The sequence below is a fragment of the Pseudomonas sp. 67(2021) genome, from assembly GCF_017491835.1.
Lineage (GTDB): Bacteria > Pseudomonadota > Gammaproteobacteria > Pseudomonadales > Pseudomonadaceae > Aquipseudomonas > Aquipseudomonas atacamensis.
On record NZ_JAFGYL010000001.1, the window covers coordinates 47,882 to 66,472 of the forward strand.

Below are 18,591 nucleotides of genomic sequence, written 5' to 3' on the forward strand. Positions count from 1 at the left end.
GGTTCTGGCCTCCGAAAGTCTGACGCAAGGGTTATCCTGTCGGACTGACGGAGGTTTTTTATGCAGGTTTACAAGGTTGGCGGCGCGGTACGTGATCGCCTGTTGGGGTTGCCGGTCACTGATGTCGACCGGGTCGTGGTCGGTGCGACCACTGAAGAAATGCTCGCCCAGGGATTCCGCCCGGTCGGCGCAGATTTCCCGGTGTTTCTGCACCCGAAAACCGGTGAGGAATATGCCCTCGCCCGCACCGAGCGCAAAAGCGGTCGCGGTTACGGCGGTTTCACTTTCTACGCAAGTCCCGAAGTCACGCTTGAAGAAGACCTGATTCGCCGCGACCTGACGATCAATGCCATGGCCGAGGACGATCAGCTCAACCTGACCGATCCGTACCATGGTCAGCGCGATCTCGAAGCACGAATCCTTCGCCATGTTTCCCCAGCGTTCGCCGAAGATCCCTTACGAGTACTGCGCGTTGCCCGCTTTGCTGCACGCTACGCAGGATTGGGCTTCACGGTCGCCGACGAGACCATGGGTTTGATGCGCCAGCTCAGTGAGTCCGGCGAATTGCAGGCGCTGACCGCTGAGCGCAGCTGGAAAGAGATTTCCCGCGCACTGATGGAAGACCATCCACAGGTGTTCATCCAGGTCTTGCGCGACTGTGGCGCACTCAAGGAGCTAATGCCGGAAGTCGACGCCTTGTTCGGCGTGCCGCAGCCAGAGACCCATCACCCGGAAATCGACACAGGCCTGCACACCCTGAGCGTGTTGGAGCAATCAGCGCTGCTCAAGCAACCACTGACGGTGCGCTGGGCCTGCCTGCTGCACGACTTGGGCAAAGGCCTGACGCCGGAAGAAGAATGGCCCAGGCATATCGCCCATGAGCACAACGGACTGAAGCTGATCAAAGCGGTCAACGAGCGCTTTAAAGTCCCCAAAGACTGTCAGGAACTGGCGCTGCTGGTCGGGCAATACCACACCCATGGGCACCGGGCGCTGGAGCTGAAAGCCTCGACGCTGCTGGAGTTGCTGCAGAGTTTCGATATCTATCGCCGGCCGCAGCGATTCGAAGAGTTTATCGCCGCGTGCGAGATGGATGCCCGTGGCCGCAAGGGCCTGGAGCAGCGAAGTTATCCACAGGCGGACTATTTGCGCGGAGCGGCGAAAGCTGCACGAGAAGTGGCCGTGCAGCCGTTGCTGGAGCTGGGATTCAAGGGGCCTGAACTGGGCGAAGCGCTGAAGCGGGAACGACTGAAGGCGTTGAAAGCCTACAAAGAGGCGGCGACAGCCTGATAAAAAACTTCGCGAGCAGGCTCGCTCCCACAGGAGACCTCGATCCCATGTCGGAGCGAGCCTGCTCGCGAAAGCGAATTTGATATCACCGCAAATCCGAAGGCGTGAGCTGCTCCCCCCGCCATTCGAACGCAACCGGCGCCAACACCTGATCAATTTGCGCCTCAGCCCACAATGTCGCAAAGCTTTGGCCCACCCCCGGATGCACCCGATCCGGCGCAATCAACGACAGCGGCCACAGCACAAAGGCATTTTTCAGGATTTCCGCACGCGGCAGGATCAATCCATCGAAATTACCCACCAGATTGCCATACAGCAGTACGTCGATATCCAGCGGCAAGCCCTTGCGATCCGGTGCATAGCGACCGTTATCCGCCTCAATGAATTTCAAGCGGCGATCAAGCTCCATCAACGGCAGATCGGTGTAGGCCGAGACCACGAAATTGAAGAACGGCCCGCTCTTGATGCCCACCGGCTGGCTCTCGAACACCGCCGAACATCGGATATCCACCAGGAACGTGGCCAGCGCATCGAGACCTGCGCGCAAATGGGTTTCGCGCTCGATATTGCTACCGAGCCCGAGGTACACCTGAGTCAGCGACATCCGCGCTCGATCTCCACACCCACACCGCCCTTGGCGGCCGGAACGGCGCCCGGCTTGGTCAGTTTCAGTCGCACCCAGGTGATCTTGAATTCGGCCATCAGCACTTCAACCAGACGCTCGGCAAAGGTTTCGACCAACTGGAACTGCGCCTGCTCGGCGAAGGCCTGAATGCGCGTGGAAACACTGGCGTAATCGAGCGCCAGGGTCAGGTCGTCACCGGCGGCGGCCGGGCGATTGTCCCAGGCGAAGCTCAGATCAAGACGCAGGCACTGACGGATGCCGCGCTCCCAGTCGTAGGCACCGATCACGGTGTCGACTTCCAGGCCCTCGATAAACACTCTGTCCAAGCACTTCTCTCCGCTGCACGACAAGGGCGCAATGCGCCGTTAGAATCAGGGCGTCCTCGCCCGGAATAGTTAGCATGTTTTGGTTACTGGCGATTCTCGCCTACCTGCTCGGCTCGCTGTCCTTCGCCATTTTGCTCAGCCGCCTGACCGGAAATCCGGATCCGCGAATGAGTGGCTCGGGTAATGCCGGCGCCACCAACATGCTGCGCCTGGCCGGTCGCAAACTGGCGATCCTGACCCTGCTCGGTGATCTGTGCAAAGGCCTGCTGCCGGTGCTGATCGCCTCGAGCGTGAGCCTCTCACTGCAGGATCAGGCCTGGATTGGCGTGTGCGCCGTGATCGGTCACCTGTTCCCTTTATACTTTCGCTTCCGCGGCGGCAAAGGCGTTGCCACTGCCGCCGGCATGCTGCTCGGCCTGTATCCACCCGCCGCGCTCCTGGCGGTGTGCGCCTGGATGCTGACGTTCTACCTGACCCGCACCAGCTCGCTGGCGGCGCTGATTGCCACGCCACTGACCCTGCCGTTGCTGGCCTGGCAAGAGCCGGAAGCCTTGCTGCCAATGAGCGCGCTGACCTTGCTGATTGTCTGGCGCCATCGCGGCAATCTACGCGACCTGTTTGCCGGGCGCGAACGGCATTTCTGACTGCCGTTAATGAGCGTCGCTCATTACAGCGCCGACAACTGCTCCATTGGCCAGCGTGCCTGCACGGTGATTGCCAGACTTTCCTGCTGACCGGCCTTCAGGCGCTGGCAACCGGCAAACGCGATCATCGCGCCATTGTCGGTGCAGAACTCCGGGCGCGCATAGAACACATCGCCCTTCATATCGCCGAGCATCTTTTCCAGCGAAACCCGCAACGCCTTGTTGGCGCTGACGCCGCCGGCAATCACCAGCCGCTTCATGCCTGCCTGTTTCAGGGCGCGCTTGCACTTAATGGTCAAAGTCTCCACCACGGCCTGCTGGAACGCCAGCGCGATGTCGCAACGGGCTTGCTCGCCGTCGTCCCCGGCGCTGACGCATTGCTGCCAGGTGTTGAGGGCGAAGGTTTTCAAACCGCTGAAGCTGAAGTCCAGACCCGGGCGATCACACATCGGACGCGGAAAAGTGAAACGTCCTGCGACGCCCTTCTCGGCCAGCTTGGCGATTTCCGGCCCGCCGGGGTAATTGAGGCCCATCATTTTTGCGGTTTTGTCGAAGGCTTCACCGGCCGCATCGTCGAGCGTCTCGCCGAGCAGGCTGTACTGGCCAATGCCATCGACCTGAACCAGCTGTGTATGACCACCGGACACCAACAAAGCGACGAACGGGAATTGCGGCGGTTTCGGCTCCAGCATCGGAGCCAGCAAGTGGCCCTCCATATGGTGCACGCCAAGCGCCGGAATGCCCCAGGCAAACGCCAGCGCCTGCGCGCAGGACGCACCGACCAGCAGCGCGCCGACCAGGCCAGGACCTGCGGTGTAGGCGATTGCGTCGATCTCGGTCGGCACACAGTCGGCCTCGGCCAACACCTGACGGATCAAGGGCAGCATGCGTTTGACGTGGTCACGCGAGGCCAGCTCCGGCACCACACCGCCATAGACGCGGTGCAGGTCGATCTGACTGAACAGCGCGTCGGCCAGCAGACCGCGTTCACTGTCATACAATGCGACGCCGGTTTCGTCGCAGGAGGTTTCTAATCCCAGTACTAGCATGGGTTTGCGCCTTGTTTAGGCTGAATTCGAAGGCGCGCATAATAGTCGCCACGTGATGCCCCGACCAGCGGTTTTCGATCAGAGGCTTTGCATTCCGAGCGATGAGGGGTTAACATCCGCAACCCTTAAAAACCGACGTCTTCAAGTGCTCTTTTGCCGCGAGGATGTTGACCCCGGTAATGAATGAAGGTAGCTCTGGATGCCAGCCGTCAAAGTAAAAGAGAACGAACCCTTCGACGTAGCTCTGCGTCGTTTCAAGCGCTCCTGCGAAAAAGCCGGTGTACTGGCTGAAGTTCGTAGCCGCGAATTTTACGAGAAGCCAACTTCTGAGCGTAAGCGCAAAGCAGCAGCCGCTGTTAAGCGTCACGCCAAGAAAGTTCAGCGCGAACAGCGCCGCGCCGTTCGTCTGTACTAATCCACAGACGTTCGTAGCAAGCTTCTTGCCTAAGCCCGGCCCTCAGCCGGGCTAATGGCATTTGCGTAAAACGCTTGATGCTTCACCGTCGACGCCGCCGATGCGACCGAGACAAATCTGCTTCACCGCGTCAGGCCTGGCTCTTTTGCCAGCGGTGCACGTCTTTTCTGACGAGCCTTTCAAGGCTACTGACGAGCACACCCACTGATTCCTCTTACGACGATCAGCCCAAGGCACCTGCATGCGTGCCCGCTTTATTGAGCTATCCGAGGCCGACAACCGGCCGTCAGCGGATTCAGCGCAACACTTTCACATAGTCGAAGACTGATAGGTACTAACGTCAGTGGATTTTCGGCAGATACACTTCCCGACAGCGATCACGCAGACGACATCGGTCGAGCCGCACTTTTTGTGCGTTTCCAGCAATGGCCCGCGTCCGACAGCCTGTCGCAACAGATTTATTGCAGCGCAGACGACGAGAACGCCATGGCCGGGCTGATTCCCCAGAGCTTCATTGACGACCTGCTGAACCGCACCGACATTGTCGACGTGGTCAGCTCGCGCGTGCAATTGAAGAAGGCCGGCAAGAACTACACCGCCTGCTGCCCTTTCCACAAAGAGAAAACCCCGTCGTTCAGCGTCAGCCCCGACAAGCAGTTCTATTACTGCTTCGGTTGCGGCGCCGGCGGCAACGCCCTCGGCTTTCTCATGGATCACGACAACCTGGACTTCCCCCAGGCCGTCGAAGATCTGGCCAAAGCCGCCGGCATGGAAATCCCCCGCGAAGAAAGCGGCCGCGAGCGCAAGCCGCGTCAGCCGACCGATTCGCCGCTGTATCCACTGCTCACCGCCGCCGCTGATTTTTACCGGCAGGCACTCAAGAGCCATCCGTCGCGCAAGGCTGCGGTGGATTACCTCAAGGGCCGCGGCCTGACTGGCGAGATCGCTCGGGATTTCGGCCTCGGCTTTGCGCCGCCAGGCTGGGACAACCTGCTCAAGCATCTGAGCAGCGACACCCTGCAACAGAAGGCCATGATCGAAGCCGGCCTGCTGATCGAGAACGCCGAAACCGGTAAGCGCTACGATCGCTTCCGCGATCGCGTGATGTTCCCGATCCGCGACACCCGTGGACGGATCATCGCCTTCGGCGGTCGCGTACTGGGCGACGACAAGCCCAAGTACCTGAACTCACCGGAAACCCCGGTATTCCATAAAGGCCAGGAACTCTACGGCCTTTATGAAGCACGCAAGAACAATCGCAACCTCGATGAAATCATCGTTGTCGAGGGTTACATGGACGTCATCGCCCTAGCTCAGCAAGGCTTGCGCAATGCCGTCGCCACGCTGGGTACCGCAACCAGCGAAGAACACCTCAAGCGCCTGTTTCGCGTCGTGCCGAACGTATTGTTCTGCTTCGACGGCGACCAGGCGGGCCGCAACGCCGCGTGGCGCGCACTGGAAGCGACCCTGCCGTGTCTGCAGGACGGTCGTCGCGCGCGGTTCCTGTTTTTGCCCGAAGGCGAAGACCCGGACACCCTGGTTCGCGCCGAAGGCACCGACGCATTCAAGGCGCGCATCAATCAGCACGCGCAGCCGCTGGCCGATTATTTTTTCCAGCAACTGACCGAAGAAGCCGACCCGCGCTCGCTTGAGGGCAAGGCGCACATGGCCACCCTCGCCGCACCATTGATCGACAAGGTGCCGGGAGCGAACCTGCGCATCCTCATGCGTCAGCGACTGACCGAGATTACCGGCCTGAGCAGCGAGACCGTCAGCCAATTGGTTCAGAGTGCGCCGCAGGAAGCACCGCCCGCCTACGATCCGGGCTTCGATTACGACGCCATGCCGGATTACAGCGACTACCATCAGCCGCAGGCACAGGACATGTACGTGCCGCAGCAGGAATGGACGCCGAAGAAACCCGGCGCCGGCGGCAAGAAGTGGGACAAGAAACCGTGGGACAAGCACGGCAAGCGTGGTGGCGATCGTGAACAGCAGCGCCCGCGCACGCCGATTGGCGTTGAATCGCCAACCCTGACGGCATTGAGAACATTGCTCCATCATCCGCAACTGGCCAAGCGCGTCGAAGACGCCGGGCACATTGCCGATGAAAATCAGACCAACGCCCAGTTGCTTGTGGCGCTGCTCGAAGCCGTACAGAAGAATCCCAAGCTAAACTCATTTCAGTTGATCGCGCGATGGCACGGAACTGAACAGGGTCGCTTGCTCAAGGCGCTGGCAGAAAAGGAATGGCTGATTGACGGAGATAACCTTGAACAACAGTTTTTCGACACCATTACTAGCTTGTCCGCCCGCCAACGCGAGCGAAATCTCGAACAGTTACTCAGGAAAGCGCGGCAAAGCGAACTGAGCGTCGAAGAGAAAAATCAACTGCGCGACCTTTTAAGTCGCAATGTTTCCGCATCAAACCCGACCTCAACTGGCGCGTGAGGTCATAGCTCAGGTATAATCCTCGGCTTGTTTTTTGCCCGCCAAGACCTTCAGTGGATAGGGTGTTATGTCCGGAAAAGCGCAACAGCAGTCTCGTATTATTGAGTTGATCAAACTGGGTCGTGAGCAGAAGTATCTGACTTACGCCGAGGTCAACGACCACCTGCCCGAGGATATTTCAGATCCGGAGCAGGTGGAAGACATCATCCGCATGATTAACGACATGGGGATCCCCGTACACGAGAGTGCTCCGGATGCGGACGCCCTTATGTTGGCCGACGCCGATACCGACGAGGCCGCTGCGGAAGAAGCAGCCGCTGCGTTGGCGGCGGTGGAGACCGATATCGGTCGCACCACTGACCCGGTGCGCATGTACATGCGTGAAATGGGTACGGTCGAGCTTCTGACCCGTGAAGGCGAAATCGAAATCGCCAAGCGGATCGAAGAAGGCATTCGTGAAGTGATGAGCGCAATTGCGCACTTCCCTGGCACGGTTGACCACATTCTCTCCGAGTACACCCGCGTCACCACCGAAGGTGGTCGCCTGTCCGACGTCCTGAGCGGTTATATCGACCCGGACGACGGCATCGCGCCGCCTGCGGCAGAAGTGCCGCCGCCGGTCGATCCGAAAGCCGTCAAGGCCGACGACGATACCGATGACGATGATGCCGAATCTTCCGACGACGAAGAAGAAGCCGAAAGCGGTCCGGATCCGGTCATCGCTGCACAGCGCTTCGGCGCCGTCGCCGACCAGATGGAAATCACCCGCAAGGCCCTGAAAAAGCACGGTCGTCACAACAAGGCAGCGGTTGCCGAGTTGCTGGCTCTGGCCGAGCTGTTCATGCCGATCAAACTGGTGCCGAAGCAATTCGAAGCCCTGGTCGAGCGTGTACGCAGTGCTTTGGATCGTCTGCGTCAGCAAGAGCGCGCGATCATGCAGCTGTGCGTACGTGATGCACGTATGCCACGCGCCGATTTCCTGCGTCAGTTCCCGGGTAACGAAGTCGACGAAAGCTGGTCCGACGCCCTGGCTAAAGGCAAGAGCAAGTACGCCGAAGCCATCGGTCGCGTGCAGCCGGACATCATCCGTTGCCAGCAGAAGCTGATCGCACTGGAAACCGAGACCGGCCTGACCATCGCGGAAATCAAGGACATCAACCGTCGCATGTCGATCGGTGAGGCCAAGGCCCGCCGCGCGAAGAAAGAGATGGTTGAAGCCAACCTGCGTCTGGTGATCTCGATCGCCAAGAAGTACACCAACCGCGGCCTGCAATTCCTCGATCTGATCCAGGAAGGCAACATCGGTCTGATGAAGGCGGTGGACAAGTTCGAATACCGTCGTGGTTACAAGTTCTCGACTTATGCCACCTGGTGGATCCGTCAGGCGATCACTCGCTCGATCGCCGACCAGGCGCGCACCATCCGTATTCCGGTGCACATGATCGAGACGATCAACAAGCTCAACCGTATTTCCCGGCAGATGTTGCAGGAAATGGGTCGCGAACCGACTCCGGAAGAGCTGGGCGAACGCATGGAAATGCCTGAGGACAAGATCCGCAAGGTACTGAAGATCGCCAAAGAGCCGATCTCCATGGAAACCCCGATCGGTGATGACGAAGACTCCCATCTGGGCGACTTCATCGAAGACTCGACCATGCAGTCGCCCATCGATGTCGCCACGGTGGAAAGTCTGAAGGAAGCGACGCGCGAAGTGCTGTCCGGCCTCACTGCCCGTGAAGCCAAGGTACTGCGCATGCGTTTCGGTATCGACATGAACACCGACCATACGCTCGAAGAAGTTGGCAAACAGTTTGACGTAACGCGTGAGCGGATCCGTCAGATCGAAGCCAAGGCGCTGCGCAAGCTGCGCCACCCGACGCGAAGCGAGCATCTGCGCTCCTTCCTCGACGAGTGATACCAGAACCCCCGGCCCAGGCCGGGGGTTTTGTTTTATGGCAGATTAAATTCCCCGCTCCGCCCTCCCCGCCGCGTACCCCGTCTACACTCGAAACAATCATCCCCAAGCCGTGACGAGAGCGTTATGCCCAGACTGGCGCCCGTGCTTTTTCTGCTGTCATTGATGATCTGCACCGCCACGGCTGACGCGCTGACTCTCACCGATGAAGAACGCAGCTGGCTGGCGGCTCACCCTGACTTGCGCCTGGGTGTCGACGCGTCGTGGCCGCCTTTCGAATTTCGTGACGATCAGAACCGCTATCAGGGTCTGGCCGCTGACTATATCGACGTGATTCGCCAGCGCTTGGCGATCAAGCTGACGCCCATCGAACCAGCAAGCTGGACGGTGGTGCTGGAGCAGGTGAAAAAAGGCAAGATCGATTTGCTGCCAGGGATCATGTCCACGCCGGAGCGCCAGAATTACCTGGCATTTACCCGGCCGTACCTCGACTTCCCGATCGTCATCCTTGCCCATGTCGGCGGCGCCCAGCCGCGCAAACTCGACGACCTCTACGGTCTGAAAATCGCCGTGGTGGAAAACTACGCCCCCCACGAACTGCTGCGCACTCACCACCCCGATCTGAATCTGGTCGCCATGCCCAATGTCAGCTCGGCGCTGCAAGCTTTGGCGACCGATGAAGTGGACGCGGTGGTCGGCGATCTCGCTTCCAGCGTGTGGAGCCTGCGCCAGCTCAAGCTCGACGGCCTCTACGTCAGCGGCGAAACCCCATATCGCTATCAATTGGCGATGGCCGTGCCCCGCGACAACAAGGTGCTGGTCGGGATACTTGATAAAGTCCTCGCCGACATGACGCCGGCGGAAATCAGCAGCATCCAGGAACATTGGGTCGGTAATGTGCTCGACCACCGCACGTTCTGGTCGGACCTGCTGATGTACGGTCTGCCCGGTCTGTTGCTGCTGATGACGATCCTTGCCGTGGTGATTCGCATCAACCGCCGCTTGAGCTCGGAAATCAGCCGGCGCATCGACCTCGAACAGGAATTGCGCAGTAGCGAATATCACTACCGCGGCCTGGTGGAGAGCTTGTCAGCCATCGCCTGGGAAGCGCGGATGAGCGACTTCACCTACAGCTATGTTTCGCCCCATGCTGAAGACCTGCTCGGGTATCCACAGTCTCACTGGCTGATTCCGGGTTTCTGGCACAACATCATTCATCCGGCCGACTTGACCCGCACGCAGAACTATTGCAGGGAAGCGCTGCGCCAGGGCCGCGATCACATCGTCGATTATCGCGTGATCACCGCCGACGGCCGCTGCCTGTGGGTGCGCGACATTGTCAGCCTGATCGAGCATGGCCACGAACCGGTGATGCGCGGGTTGATGATCGATATCAGCGAAATCAAACGCACCGAAGAGGCGCTGCGCCTGTCCGAGCAGAAGTTCGCATCGGTGTTCGAGCAGTGCCCGGACATTCTGGTGATTGCACGCCTGTCCGACGGCTGCCTGCTGGAGGTCAACGAGGCCTTCGAGGAGCAGATCGGCCTCAGGGCCGAGGACGTGATCGGCCAGACCGCCACCAACCTCAATATCTGGGGCATTCCCGGCGTCGGGCCGGGCCTCTTGCAGCGTTTGCAGGCCGGCAGCATCCGTAATCTGGAAATGCCCTTTCGCCGCAACAACGGCCAAGTCTTCACCGGGCTGATTTCCGCCGAGCCTTTCGACCTCGATACCACGCCGGCGCTGGTGGTGGTGGTGCGCGACATCAGCCAGCTCAAGGAAACCCAACAGCAACTGCAAACCTCTGAAGAGAAATTCGCCAAGGCTTTCCATGCGTCGCCCGACGGCCTGTTGCTGTCGCGCCAGAGCGACGGCCTGCTGCTGGAGGTCAACGAAGGTTTCAGCCGCATCACCGGTTTCAACAGCGCCATGTCAGTGGATCGTTCGACGCTGGATCTGGGTATCTGGGTCAACCTCAACGAACGCAAACAGATGCTCGACCTGCTGCAACGCGACGGTTTCGTCCGCGACTTCACATGCCACATCCGTCGCAGCGACGGGCAGATTCGCCTGTGCGAAGTGTCCAGTCGACCGCTGCCGATTGGCGACGAGGATTGCATGCTGACCATCGCCCGCGACATCACCGAACGCCATCTCATGCAGGAGAAACTGCAGCAGGCCGCGACCGTTTTCGAGAGCACCGCCGAGGGCGTATTGATCACCGATACTCAACAACACATCAGCGCCGTCAATCGTGCTTTCACCGAAATCACCGGTTACAGCGAAAGTGAAGCACTGGGCCACACGCCACGCTTGCTGGCGTCAGGGCTGCATGACAGCGCTTTCTACGCTGCGATGTGGCATCAATTGACCGACGAGGGACACTGGCAAGGCGAGATTTCCAACCGGCGCAAGAACGGCGAGCTGTACCCGAGCTGGCTGACCATCAGCGCGGTGCGCAATCGCGACAAGTTCATCACTCACTTCGTCGCGGTGTTCGCCGACATCTCCAGCCTCAAGCATGCCCAGGCCAAACTCGATTATCAGGCCCACCACGACCCGCTCACCGGTTTGCCCAACCGCACCTTGTTTGAGAGCCGCCTGCAAATGGCCCTGACCAGCCAGCAGGAAAATGGCGGCCAGGGCGCGGTGCTGTTTCTCGATCTCGACCGCTTCAAACACATCAACGACAGCCTCGGCCACCCGGTCGGCGACCTGTTGCTCAAGGGCATCGCCGTGCGCTTGAAAGAACAACTGCGCGATATCGACACGGTCGCACGGTTGGGTGGCGACGAGTTCATCATCCTGTTGCCGGGCTTGCAGCAAGCCAGCGACGCCGACAACATCGCGACGAAACTGCTCAACTGCTTCGGCGCGCCGTTCCAGGCCGGCGAACACGAGTTCTTTATCAGCGCCAGCATCGGCACCAGCCTCTATCCCCGCGACGGTTGCGACGTGGCCACGCTGGTGAAAAACGCCGACGCGGCGATGTACCGCTCCAAAGCCAAAGGACGCAACCGCGTCGAAAGCTACACCCGCGACCTCACCGCCCAGGCCAGCGAGCGCATAGCGCTGGAACACGAACTGCGCCGCGCAATCGAGCGCGATGAGCTGTTTCTCTATTACCAACCGAAAATCAGCCTGGTCGATCACAGTCTGGTCGGTGCAGAGGCGTTGATTCGCTGGCGTCACCCGACCTTCGGCGACGTGCCGCCCGAGCATTTCATTCCGCTCGCGGAAGAAAACGGCATGATCCTGCAGATCGGTGACTGGGTGCTGGAGACCGCTTGCCGGCAGATGTTCGAGTGGAACGAGATCTACCAACCGTTGGGGCCGCTTTCGGTAAACCTCGCCGGTGCGCAATTGCGTCAGCCCAACCTCTTGGTGCGCATCGAACAACTGCTCAAGGACAACCACCTCAGGCCGGATTTACTGCAACTGGAAATTACCGAGAATTTCATCATGAGTCAGGCCGAAGAGGCGCTGGCAGTGCTACACCAACTCAAACACCTCGGCGTGCAGCTGGCGATCGATGACTTCGGGACCGGCTACTCCTCGCTCAGCTACCTCAAACGCCTGCCGCTGGACATCCTCAAGATTGATCAATCCTTCGTCCGCGGACTGCCTGACGACCCCCACGACGCAGCCATTGTGCGCGCCATCATCGCGCTCGGTCGCAGCATGCAATTCACCGTGATTGCCGAAGGCGTGGAAACACAGGCGCAACAACAATTCCTCGCCGCGGAAGGTTGTGAACAGATCCAGGGCTACATCGTCAGCCTGCCGCTGCCCCCGGACGAATTCGCCGCGACGTTTCTGCATATAACCGTATCGGATTTTTCGGATAGCACAGCCGCGAAACCGTCGCTATAATCCGCGGCCTACTGAGGGCCTATAGCTCAGTTGGTTAGAGCAGAGGACTCATAATCCTTTGGTCCACGGTTCGAGTCCGTGTGGGCCCACCAAATTGAAAAGCCGCGCTGAATGCGCGGCTTTTTTGTGGGCGAGTGGTTGGGTTTCGTCTTGGCGGGCGCAACGTTCTGGAACTGCGCAAGAAAATCCGTTTGAGAGAACGCTGAAAGCCCCAACGCGATTGTCCCTGTAACATCCTTAACCTGATTGTCCCATGCCTCCGGAGTCCCCCTTGCCAGACACCCGCCAACCCATCCTCGACGAAATCGACCGCCAACTGATCGCCGCGCTGCAAATCAACGCCCGCGAAAGCGTGGCCATGCTCGCCCGTCAGCTAGGCATTGCTCGCACGACGGTGACGTCGCGTCTGGCCCGCCTGGAAAAGGCCAAGGTAATCACCGGTTATGGTGTGCGCTTGGGTCAGCGTGTGGTCGATGGTGGTTTGCAAGCCTACGTCGGAATCAAGGTGCAGCCGCGTTCCGGCAAGGACGTGCTGCGGCGCTTGAGTGCGATGGCGCAGGTGCAGCAGCTGTGTGCGGTGAGTGGCGAGTTTGATTATGTGGCGTGGTTGCGCACCGATTCGCCGGAGCAGTTGGATCAGTTGCTGGATCAGATTGGCAGCGTCGATGGGGTGGAGAAAACCACGACTTCGATCATTCTGAGCAGCAAGATTGATCGCGGGCAGCCGGTCTGAGCATTGGCCGGGCATTTGGCTGAGCCGCTTCGCAAGCAGGCTCGCTCCCACTTTTTTGGTCGGTATGCAGCCCGCAATCGTCAGTCTGCACAACAATCAGGCAAAACGACGACACATTGCGTCTTATTAACGCGCTCCACGCTCCCTAGAATGGCTGGCATCTTTTCCTATACTGACGCGAATCCTGCGTCGGGTCGCCAATAAGGTCAGCCATGAACAAGAACAATCGCCATCCTGCAGACGGAAAAAAACCAGTCACCATTTTCGGTCCGGACTTCCCGTTCGCGTTTGACGATTGGATCGAGCATCCCGCCGGTCTGGGGATCATTCCCGAGCAGCACCATGGCGCTGAGGTGGCGATTGTCGGCGCGGGTATTGCCGGTCTGGTGGCTGCGTATGAACTGATGAAACTCGGTTTGAAGCCGGTGGTGTACGAGGCGTCGAAACTCGGTGGTCGTCTGCGCTCGCAGGCATTCAACGGCACCGATGCCATCGTCGCCGAGCTCGGTGGCATGCGCTTTCCGGTCTCCTCCACAGCGTTCTACCACTACGTCGACAAGCTCGGCCTCGAAACCAAGCCCTTCCCCAACCCGCTGACCGGCGCGTCTGGCAGTACCGTGATCGATCTGGAGGGCGAAACCTATTACGCCGAAAGCCTGAAGGATCTTCCTGCATTGTTTCAGGAAGTGGCTGACGCCTGGGCGGATGCGCTGGAAGCCGGTTCGCAGTTCTCCGACATCCAGCAAGCCATCCGTGATCGCGATGTGCCGCGCCTGAAAGAGTTGTGGAACAAGCTGGTGCCGCTGTGGGACGACCGGACCTTTTACGACTTCGTCGCCACCTCGAAAGCCTTCGCAAAATTGTCGTTCCAGCACCGCGAAGTGTTCGGTCAGGTCGGTTTCGGCACCGGCGGCTGGGATTCGGACTTTCCCAATTCGATGCTGGAAATCTTCCGCGTGGTAATGACCAATTGCGACGATCACCAGCACCTGGTGGTCGGTGGCGTCGAGCAGGTGCCACAGGGCATTTGGCGCCATGTGCCGGAGCGCTGCGTGCACTGGCCGGCCGGCACCAGCCTGAAATCCCTGCACCGTGGCGCACCGCGTTCCGGTGTGAAGAAGATTGCCCACGCACCGCAAGGCCGTTTCGCCGTAACCGACAACAACGGTGACACCCGCGAATACGCCGCCGTCCTGACAACCTGCCAGAGCTGGCTGCTGACCACTCAGATCGAATGCGACGAAACCCTGTTCTCGCAGAAAATGTGGATGGCCCTCGACCGCACACGCTACATGCAGTCGTCGAAAACCTTCGTGATGGTCGACCGGCCGTTCTGGAAGGACAAGGATCCGGAAACCGGCCGCGATGTGATGAGCATGACCCTCACCGATCGCCTGACCCGTGGCACCTATCTGTTCGACAACGGCGACGACAAGCCGGGGGTGATCTGCCTGTCGTATTCGTGGATGAGCGACGCGTTGAAAATGCTCCCGCATCCGGTGGAAAAACGCGTTGAGCTGGCCTTGAACGCGCTGAAAAAGATCTACCCGAAAGTCGACATCGCCGCGCGGATCATCGGCGATCCGATCACCGTGTCGTGGGAAGCCGATCCGTACTTCCTCGGTGCCTTCAAGGGCGCCCTGCCCGGCCATTACCGCTACAACCAGCGCATGTATGCGCACTTCATGCAGGACGACATGCCGGCCGAGCAACGCGGGATCTTCATCGCTGGCGACGATGTGTCATGGACGCCCGCGTGGGTTGAAGGCGCGGTGCAGACCTCGCTCAACGCGGTGTGGGGCATCATGAAACATTTCGGCGGCTCGACACATAAAGAGAACCCGGGCCCGGGTGATGTGTTCAAAGACATCGGCCCTATCGCCCTGCCCGAGTAAGAGGATTCCCCGATGCGCGTAGCCGTTTACCAATGTCCACCGCTGCCACTGGACCCCGCCGCCAACCTGCAGCGCCTGCATCAGGTAGCGATGGAGGCCAAGGGCGCCGACCTGCTGGTGCTGCCGGAGATGTTCATGACCGGCTACAACATCGGCGCCGAAGCGGTGAGCACGCTGGCCGAGGTCTACAACGGTGAATGGGCGCAGCAGATCGCCCGGATTGCCAAGGCTGCGGGTCTGGCGATCGTTTACGGTTATCCGGAGCGCACCGCCGACGGGCAGATCTACAACGCCGTGCAACTGATCGACGCCCACGGCGAGCGCCTGTGCAACTATCGAAAGTCGCATCTGTTTGGCGATCTCGACCGGTCGATGTTCAGCCCCGGTGACTCCGACTTGCCGGTGGTTGAATTGAACGGCTGGAAGCTCGGCTTCCTGATCTGCTACGACCTGGAGTTTCCGGAAAACGCGCGGCGCCTGGCCTTGACCGGCGCCGAGCTGATTGTGGTGCCGACGGCCAACATGATTCCGTTCGATTTCGTTGCCGATGTCACCGTGCGTGCCCGCGCCTTCGAAAACCAGTGCTACGTGGCTTACGCCAATTACTGCGGCCATGAAGGCGATATTCAGTACTGTGGGCAAAGCAGCATTGCCGCGCCGGACGGCAGCCGTATCGCCCTGGCAGGTTTGGACGAGGCGTTGATCGTCGGTGAACTGGACCGACAACTGATGAACGATTCACGCCAGGCCAATCGCTATCTCAGCGATCGCCGCCCGGAGCTTTACGGCGCGCTCAACCGCCGCTAATCCGCTAGCATGGGCACTTCACTGTTCTGGAAGTGCCCATGCCTGCGCCGACTCATCCCCGCCCCCACTCTGAAACCCTGGCCAACGGCTTGCGCGTGACCCTGCGCCACGTGCCCGGTCTCAAGCGCAGCGCTGCGGCGTTGCGCGTGGGGGCCGGCAGTCATGACGTGCCGCTGGCATGGCCGGGGCTGGCGCATTTTCTCGAGCACTTGCTGTTTCTCGGCACCGAGCGCTTTCCCACAGACGAAGGGCTGATGGCCTACGTGCAACGTCACGGCGGGCAAGTGAATGCCAGCACCCGCGAGCGCACCACGGACTTTTTCTTCGAGTTGCCTGTGTCGTCCTTCAGCGCGGGGCTCGAGCGTCTGTCAGACATGCTCGCCCGGCCACGTATGAATCTGGACGATCAACTGCGTGAACGGGAAGTGCTGCAGTCCGAATTCGTCGCCTGGTCGCAGGATCCGACAGCGCAACAGCAGTTTGCCTTGTATGAAGGTTTACCAGCGGAGCATCCGTTGCGCGGTTTTCATGCGGGCAATCGGGACAGCTTGCAGGTCGAATCGCCTGGGTTTCAGTCGGCGCTGCAAGACTTCCATCAGCGCTTTTATCGAACCGGGCAAATGACCCTGAGTCTGGTCGGGCCGCAAAGTATCGATGAGCTTCGGGAGCTGGCGCAGCAATTCGCAGCGGTGTTGCCGGTTGGGGATAAAGTTGCCCAAGCCGCACCGCCACCGTTGGCAGTGAAAAGTTATCAACAGGTCGGCGCTCACACGAACCTGTTATTTGCTTTCGACGCGTTGCCCGAGTCATCCGCCGAGGCGATGGCTTTTCTCTGTCATTGGTTGAATAGCGCAAAACCTGGTGGATTGCTCGCATACCTGCATCAACAGAATCTGGCTGACAGCCTGAAAGCCACGCCGCTTTACCAGTTCGCCGGCCAAGCGCTGCTGCATCTTCAATTCCATGCCGACGGCGACCGCGTGGTTACCATTCGCGAACGCCTGCTGGATTGGCTGAGCTTCTTCGCCCGTCAGGACTGGAAGCCGTTGCGCGAGGAATACGCCGCCCTGCTTCAGCGCCAGCAGCAAGTCAGCGGCGCGTTGCAAGTGGCACGGCTCGATCTCCAGCAGCAAGCATTCGGCCTGTCCGAATCCGGCGCTACCGCACTTGAGCACATCCTTCGCGAGATCGGCGTTGTGGATAACTTCAGCGATCCTTGGCATCTGCCCGCCGCCAATCCTTTCTTGCGCGCCAGTGAACCGCTGGCCAACGCCGGGCTGATTCGCGGCCAGACCAGCGCCCACCGTGGCCTGCGCACGTTCGCCCAGGATCGCTCGCGCAGCCGTCGCGAACGGTCGCCGATGCAGTTTAGCCAGGCACTGCCAGACAACAGCGATGAAGGCGCGATTTACCTGCGCTGGCAGGTCGAGGCGGCGGCCAGCGCCGATCTGCGCGCAAGATTGCAGCGCAGTCTGCGCCAGACACGGCAGGATGCGTACGAAGCCGGAGTGGACTTGTCTTTCAGCGCCACAGGTAACCAATGGCTGCTGAAAATGGGCGGATTACAGGAACCGATGCCCAGCGTCCTCGAGCATGCGCTGAAATGTCTGACGATGATCGACGCCGATTCGCCGCGCGACGCGGTGCAGATACCGTCGATGCCGATCCGCCAACTACTGGAAGCATTGCCGGAAAAATGCCTGTCCACGATCGAAACCAGCGATGACGCCAATCAGCTGTGGACAACTTCGCGCTGGGACGGCCTCGCTCTAGGCCTCAACCAACAAACCCAATCAGCCTTGGGCCTGGCGCTGAGCCGCATTCCCGGCACACCGGACAATCAGCTACCGGTCATGCCAACCACACAAGGCCAGTACCACTGGAGCCAGATCAACACGGCCTCCAGCGAACACGTCTTGCTGCTGGTCTGCCCGACTGCCAGCCGCGACATCGCTGATGAAGCTGCATGGCGCCTTCTGGCTCAGGTGTGCCAGACGCCTTTTTACCAGCGCCTGCGCGTCGAATTGCAATTGGGGTACGCCGTGTTCAGCGCGCTGCGTCAATTGCACGGCAGGACCGCGATTGTCTTTGGCGTGCAATCGCCGACGACTTCGGCCGCCAAGTTGCTCGAACACATTCAAGAGTTCCTCAAAAACATCCCCGCGTTGATCGAAACAGTCGATGACGCAAGCCTCAAGCAGCAGCGCCAAAGCCTCGCCGATCAGTTCGACGATGCCACGCTGTCCACCAAGGATGCCGCCGAGCTGCTGTGGCAGGGCAAACTCGCTGGCCATTCGTCGGATTACCGTGAGCAGTTGGTCGCGGCGATCCAGCAGCTGAATCGACAGGCTTTGCTCGATGCTGCGCAACGCCTGATCAATGCCGAGGGCGGCTACCACTGCCTGGCCAATGAACCAATGCCGGGCACACCGTGGCAAGCGACAAACTGATCATTACCGAGGCTGCAAGGAGCTTTCTCAAAGATTCACGGGTCACGGCGTTGAAATTTTGAGTAACATAGCCGCCTAACTAATTGGAACATCACCGCGCTGCCGTGGACTATAACTA

13 protein-coding genes and 1 tRNA gene are annotated in these 18,591 nt (G+C 60.0%); 11 read left to right on the top strand and 3 right to left on the bottom strand.

The features are described 5' to 3' along the window. The first annotated feature begins 60 nt into the window (after positions 1-60). Entirely contained in the window at positions 61-1,290 is a 1,230-nt protein-coding gene (locus J5M66_RS00225) for a multifunctional CCA addition/repair protein (protein ID WP_024014546.1), read from the top strand. 85 nt (positions 1,291-1,375) lie between these two features. On the opposite strand, the gene folK is transcribed toward J5M66_RS00225, so the two are convergent. Beyond that, complete coding sequence (gene folK, locus J5M66_RS00230; RefSeq protein WP_125916532.1) at positions 1,376-1,894, bottom strand: 2-amino-4-hydroxy-6-hydroxymethyldihydropteridine diphosphokinase; 519 nt, start codon at positions 1,892-1,894, stop codon at positions 1,376-1,378. Further along, positions 1,885-2,241: a dihydroneopterin aldolase gene (gene folB, locus J5M66_RS00235; protein ID WP_016772885.1), complete on the bottom strand. Its 357-nt coding sequence runs from the start codon at positions 2,239-2,241 to the stop codon at positions 1,885-1,887. The genes folK and folB overlap by 10 nt, the downstream gene beginning before the upstream one ends. Before the next feature lie 74 nt (positions 2,242-2,315). Between folB and plsY the strand changes: the two genes are divergently transcribed. Continuing rightward, complete coding sequence (gene plsY / locus J5M66_RS00240; protein ID WP_207807473.1) at positions 2,316-2,885, top strand: glycerol-3-phosphate 1-O-acyltransferase PlsY; 570 nt, start codon at positions 2,316-2,318, stop codon at positions 2,883-2,885. Between the two features lie 23 nt (positions 2,886-2,908). On the opposite strand, the gene tsaD is transcribed toward plsY, so the two are convergent. Next, complete coding sequence (gene tsaD, locus J5M66_RS00245; RefSeq protein ID WP_016772883.1) at positions 2,909-3,934, bottom strand: tRNA (adenosine(37)-N6)-threonylcarbamoyltransferase complex transferase subunit TsaD; 1,026 nt, start codon at positions 3,932-3,934, stop codon at positions 2,909-2,911. Between the two features lie 199 nt (positions 3,935-4,133). Between tsaD and rpsU the strand changes: the two genes are divergently transcribed. From rpsU to pqqF, 9 genes are all read left to right on the top strand, one after another. Beyond that, positions 4,134-4,349 carry a 30S ribosomal protein S21 gene (gene rpsU, locus J5M66_RS00250; protein ID WP_002551877.1) on the top strand — a complete coding sequence of 72 codons (216 nt, stop codon included), beginning with the start codon at positions 4,134-4,136 and terminating at the stop codon, positions 4,347-4,349. Positions 4,350-4,835: 486 nt separating this feature from the next. Next, positions 4,836-6,800: a DNA primase gene (dnaG, locus tag J5M66_RS00255; RefSeq protein WP_130887904.1), complete on the top strand. Its 1,965-nt coding sequence runs from the start codon at positions 4,836-4,838 to the stop codon at positions 6,798-6,800. Between the two features lie 67 nt (positions 6,801-6,867). Next, complete coding sequence (gene rpoD, locus J5M66_RS00260; protein ID WP_024014550.1) at positions 6,868-8,715, top strand: RNA polymerase sigma factor RpoD; 1,848 nt, start codon at positions 6,868-6,870, stop codon at positions 8,713-8,715. Positions 8,716-8,841: 126 nt separating this feature from the next. Then, complete coding sequence (locus tag J5M66_RS00265; protein ID WP_207807474.1) at positions 8,842-12,588, top strand: bifunctional diguanylate cyclase/phosphodiesterase; 3,747 nt, start codon at positions 8,842-8,844, stop codon at positions 12,586-12,588. Positions 12,589-12,603: 15 nt separating this feature from the next. Next, positions 12,604-12,680 (top strand) — tRNA-Ile (locus J5M66_RS00270). A gap of 179 nt (positions 12,681-12,859) precedes the next feature. After that, positions 12,860-13,321 carry an Lrp/AsnC family transcriptional regulator gene (locus tag J5M66_RS00275; RefSeq protein WP_016772879.1) on the top strand — a complete coding sequence of 154 codons (462 nt, stop codon included), beginning with the start codon at positions 12,860-12,862 and terminating at the stop codon, positions 13,319-13,321. Positions 13,322-13,533: 212 nt separating this feature from the next. Continuing rightward, positions 13,534-15,216, top strand: a complete 1,683-nt coding sequence (locus tag J5M66_RS00280; protein ID WP_207807475.1) for an NAD(P)/FAD-dependent oxidoreductase — start codon at positions 13,534-13,536, stop codon at positions 15,214-15,216. Positions 15,217-15,228: 12 nt separating this feature from the next. Then, positions 15,229-16,023, top strand: a complete 795-nt coding sequence (locus tag J5M66_RS00285) for a carbon-nitrogen hydrolase family protein (RefSeq protein WP_197891290.1) — start codon at positions 15,229-15,231, stop codon at positions 16,021-16,023. Between the two features lie 38 nt (positions 16,024-16,061). Continuing rightward, the gene (gene pqqF, locus J5M66_RS00290; protein ID WP_207807476.1) at positions 16,062-18,473 is read left to right on the top strand and encodes a pyrroloquinoline quinone biosynthesis protein PqqF; all 2,412 of its coding nucleotides are present in this window, start codon (positions 16,062-16,064) and stop codon (positions 18,471-18,473) included. The last annotated feature ends 118 nt before the right edge of the window (positions 18,474-18,591 follow it).

Coding starts and splice junctions, on each gene's coding strand:
- J5M66_RS00225 (WP_024014546.1), top strand. CDS start 61: ATGCAGGTTTACAAGGTTGGCGGCGCGGTACGTGATCGCCTGTTGGGG.
- folK (WP_125916532.1), bottom strand. CDS start 1,894: ATGTCGCTGACTCAGGTGTACCTCGGGCTCGGTAGCAATATCGAGCGC.
- plsY (WP_207807473.1), top strand. CDS start 2,316: ATGTTTTGGTTACTGGCGATTCTCGCCTACCTGCTCGGCTCGCTGTCC.
- tsaD (WP_016772883.1), bottom strand. CDS start 3,934: ATGCTAGTACTGGGATTAGAAACCTCCTGCGACGAAACCGGCGTCGCA.
- rpsU (WP_002551877.1), top strand. CDS start 4,134: ATGCCAGCCGTCAAAGTAAAAGAGAACGAACCCTTCGACGTAGCTCTG.
- dnaG (WP_130887904.1), top strand. CDS start 4,836: ATGGCCGGGCTGATTCCCCAGAGCTTCATTGACGACCTGCTGAACCGC.
- rpoD (WP_024014550.1), top strand. CDS start 6,868: ATGTCCGGAAAAGCGCAACAGCAGTCTCGTATTATTGAGTTGATCAAA.
- J5M66_RS00265 (WP_207807474.1), top strand. CDS start 8,842: ATGCCCAGACTGGCGCCCGTGCTTTTTCTGCTGTCATTGATGATCTGC.
- J5M66_RS00280 (WP_207807475.1), top strand. CDS start 13,534: ATGAACAAGAACAATCGCCATCCTGCAGACGGAAAAAAACCAGTCACC.
- J5M66_RS00285 (WP_197891290.1), top strand. CDS start 15,229: ATGCGCGTAGCCGTTTACCAATGTCCACCGCTGCCACTGGACCCCGCC.
- pqqF (WP_207807476.1), top strand. CDS start 16,062: ATGCCTGCGCCGACTCATCCCCGCCCCCACTCTGAAACCCTGGCCAAC.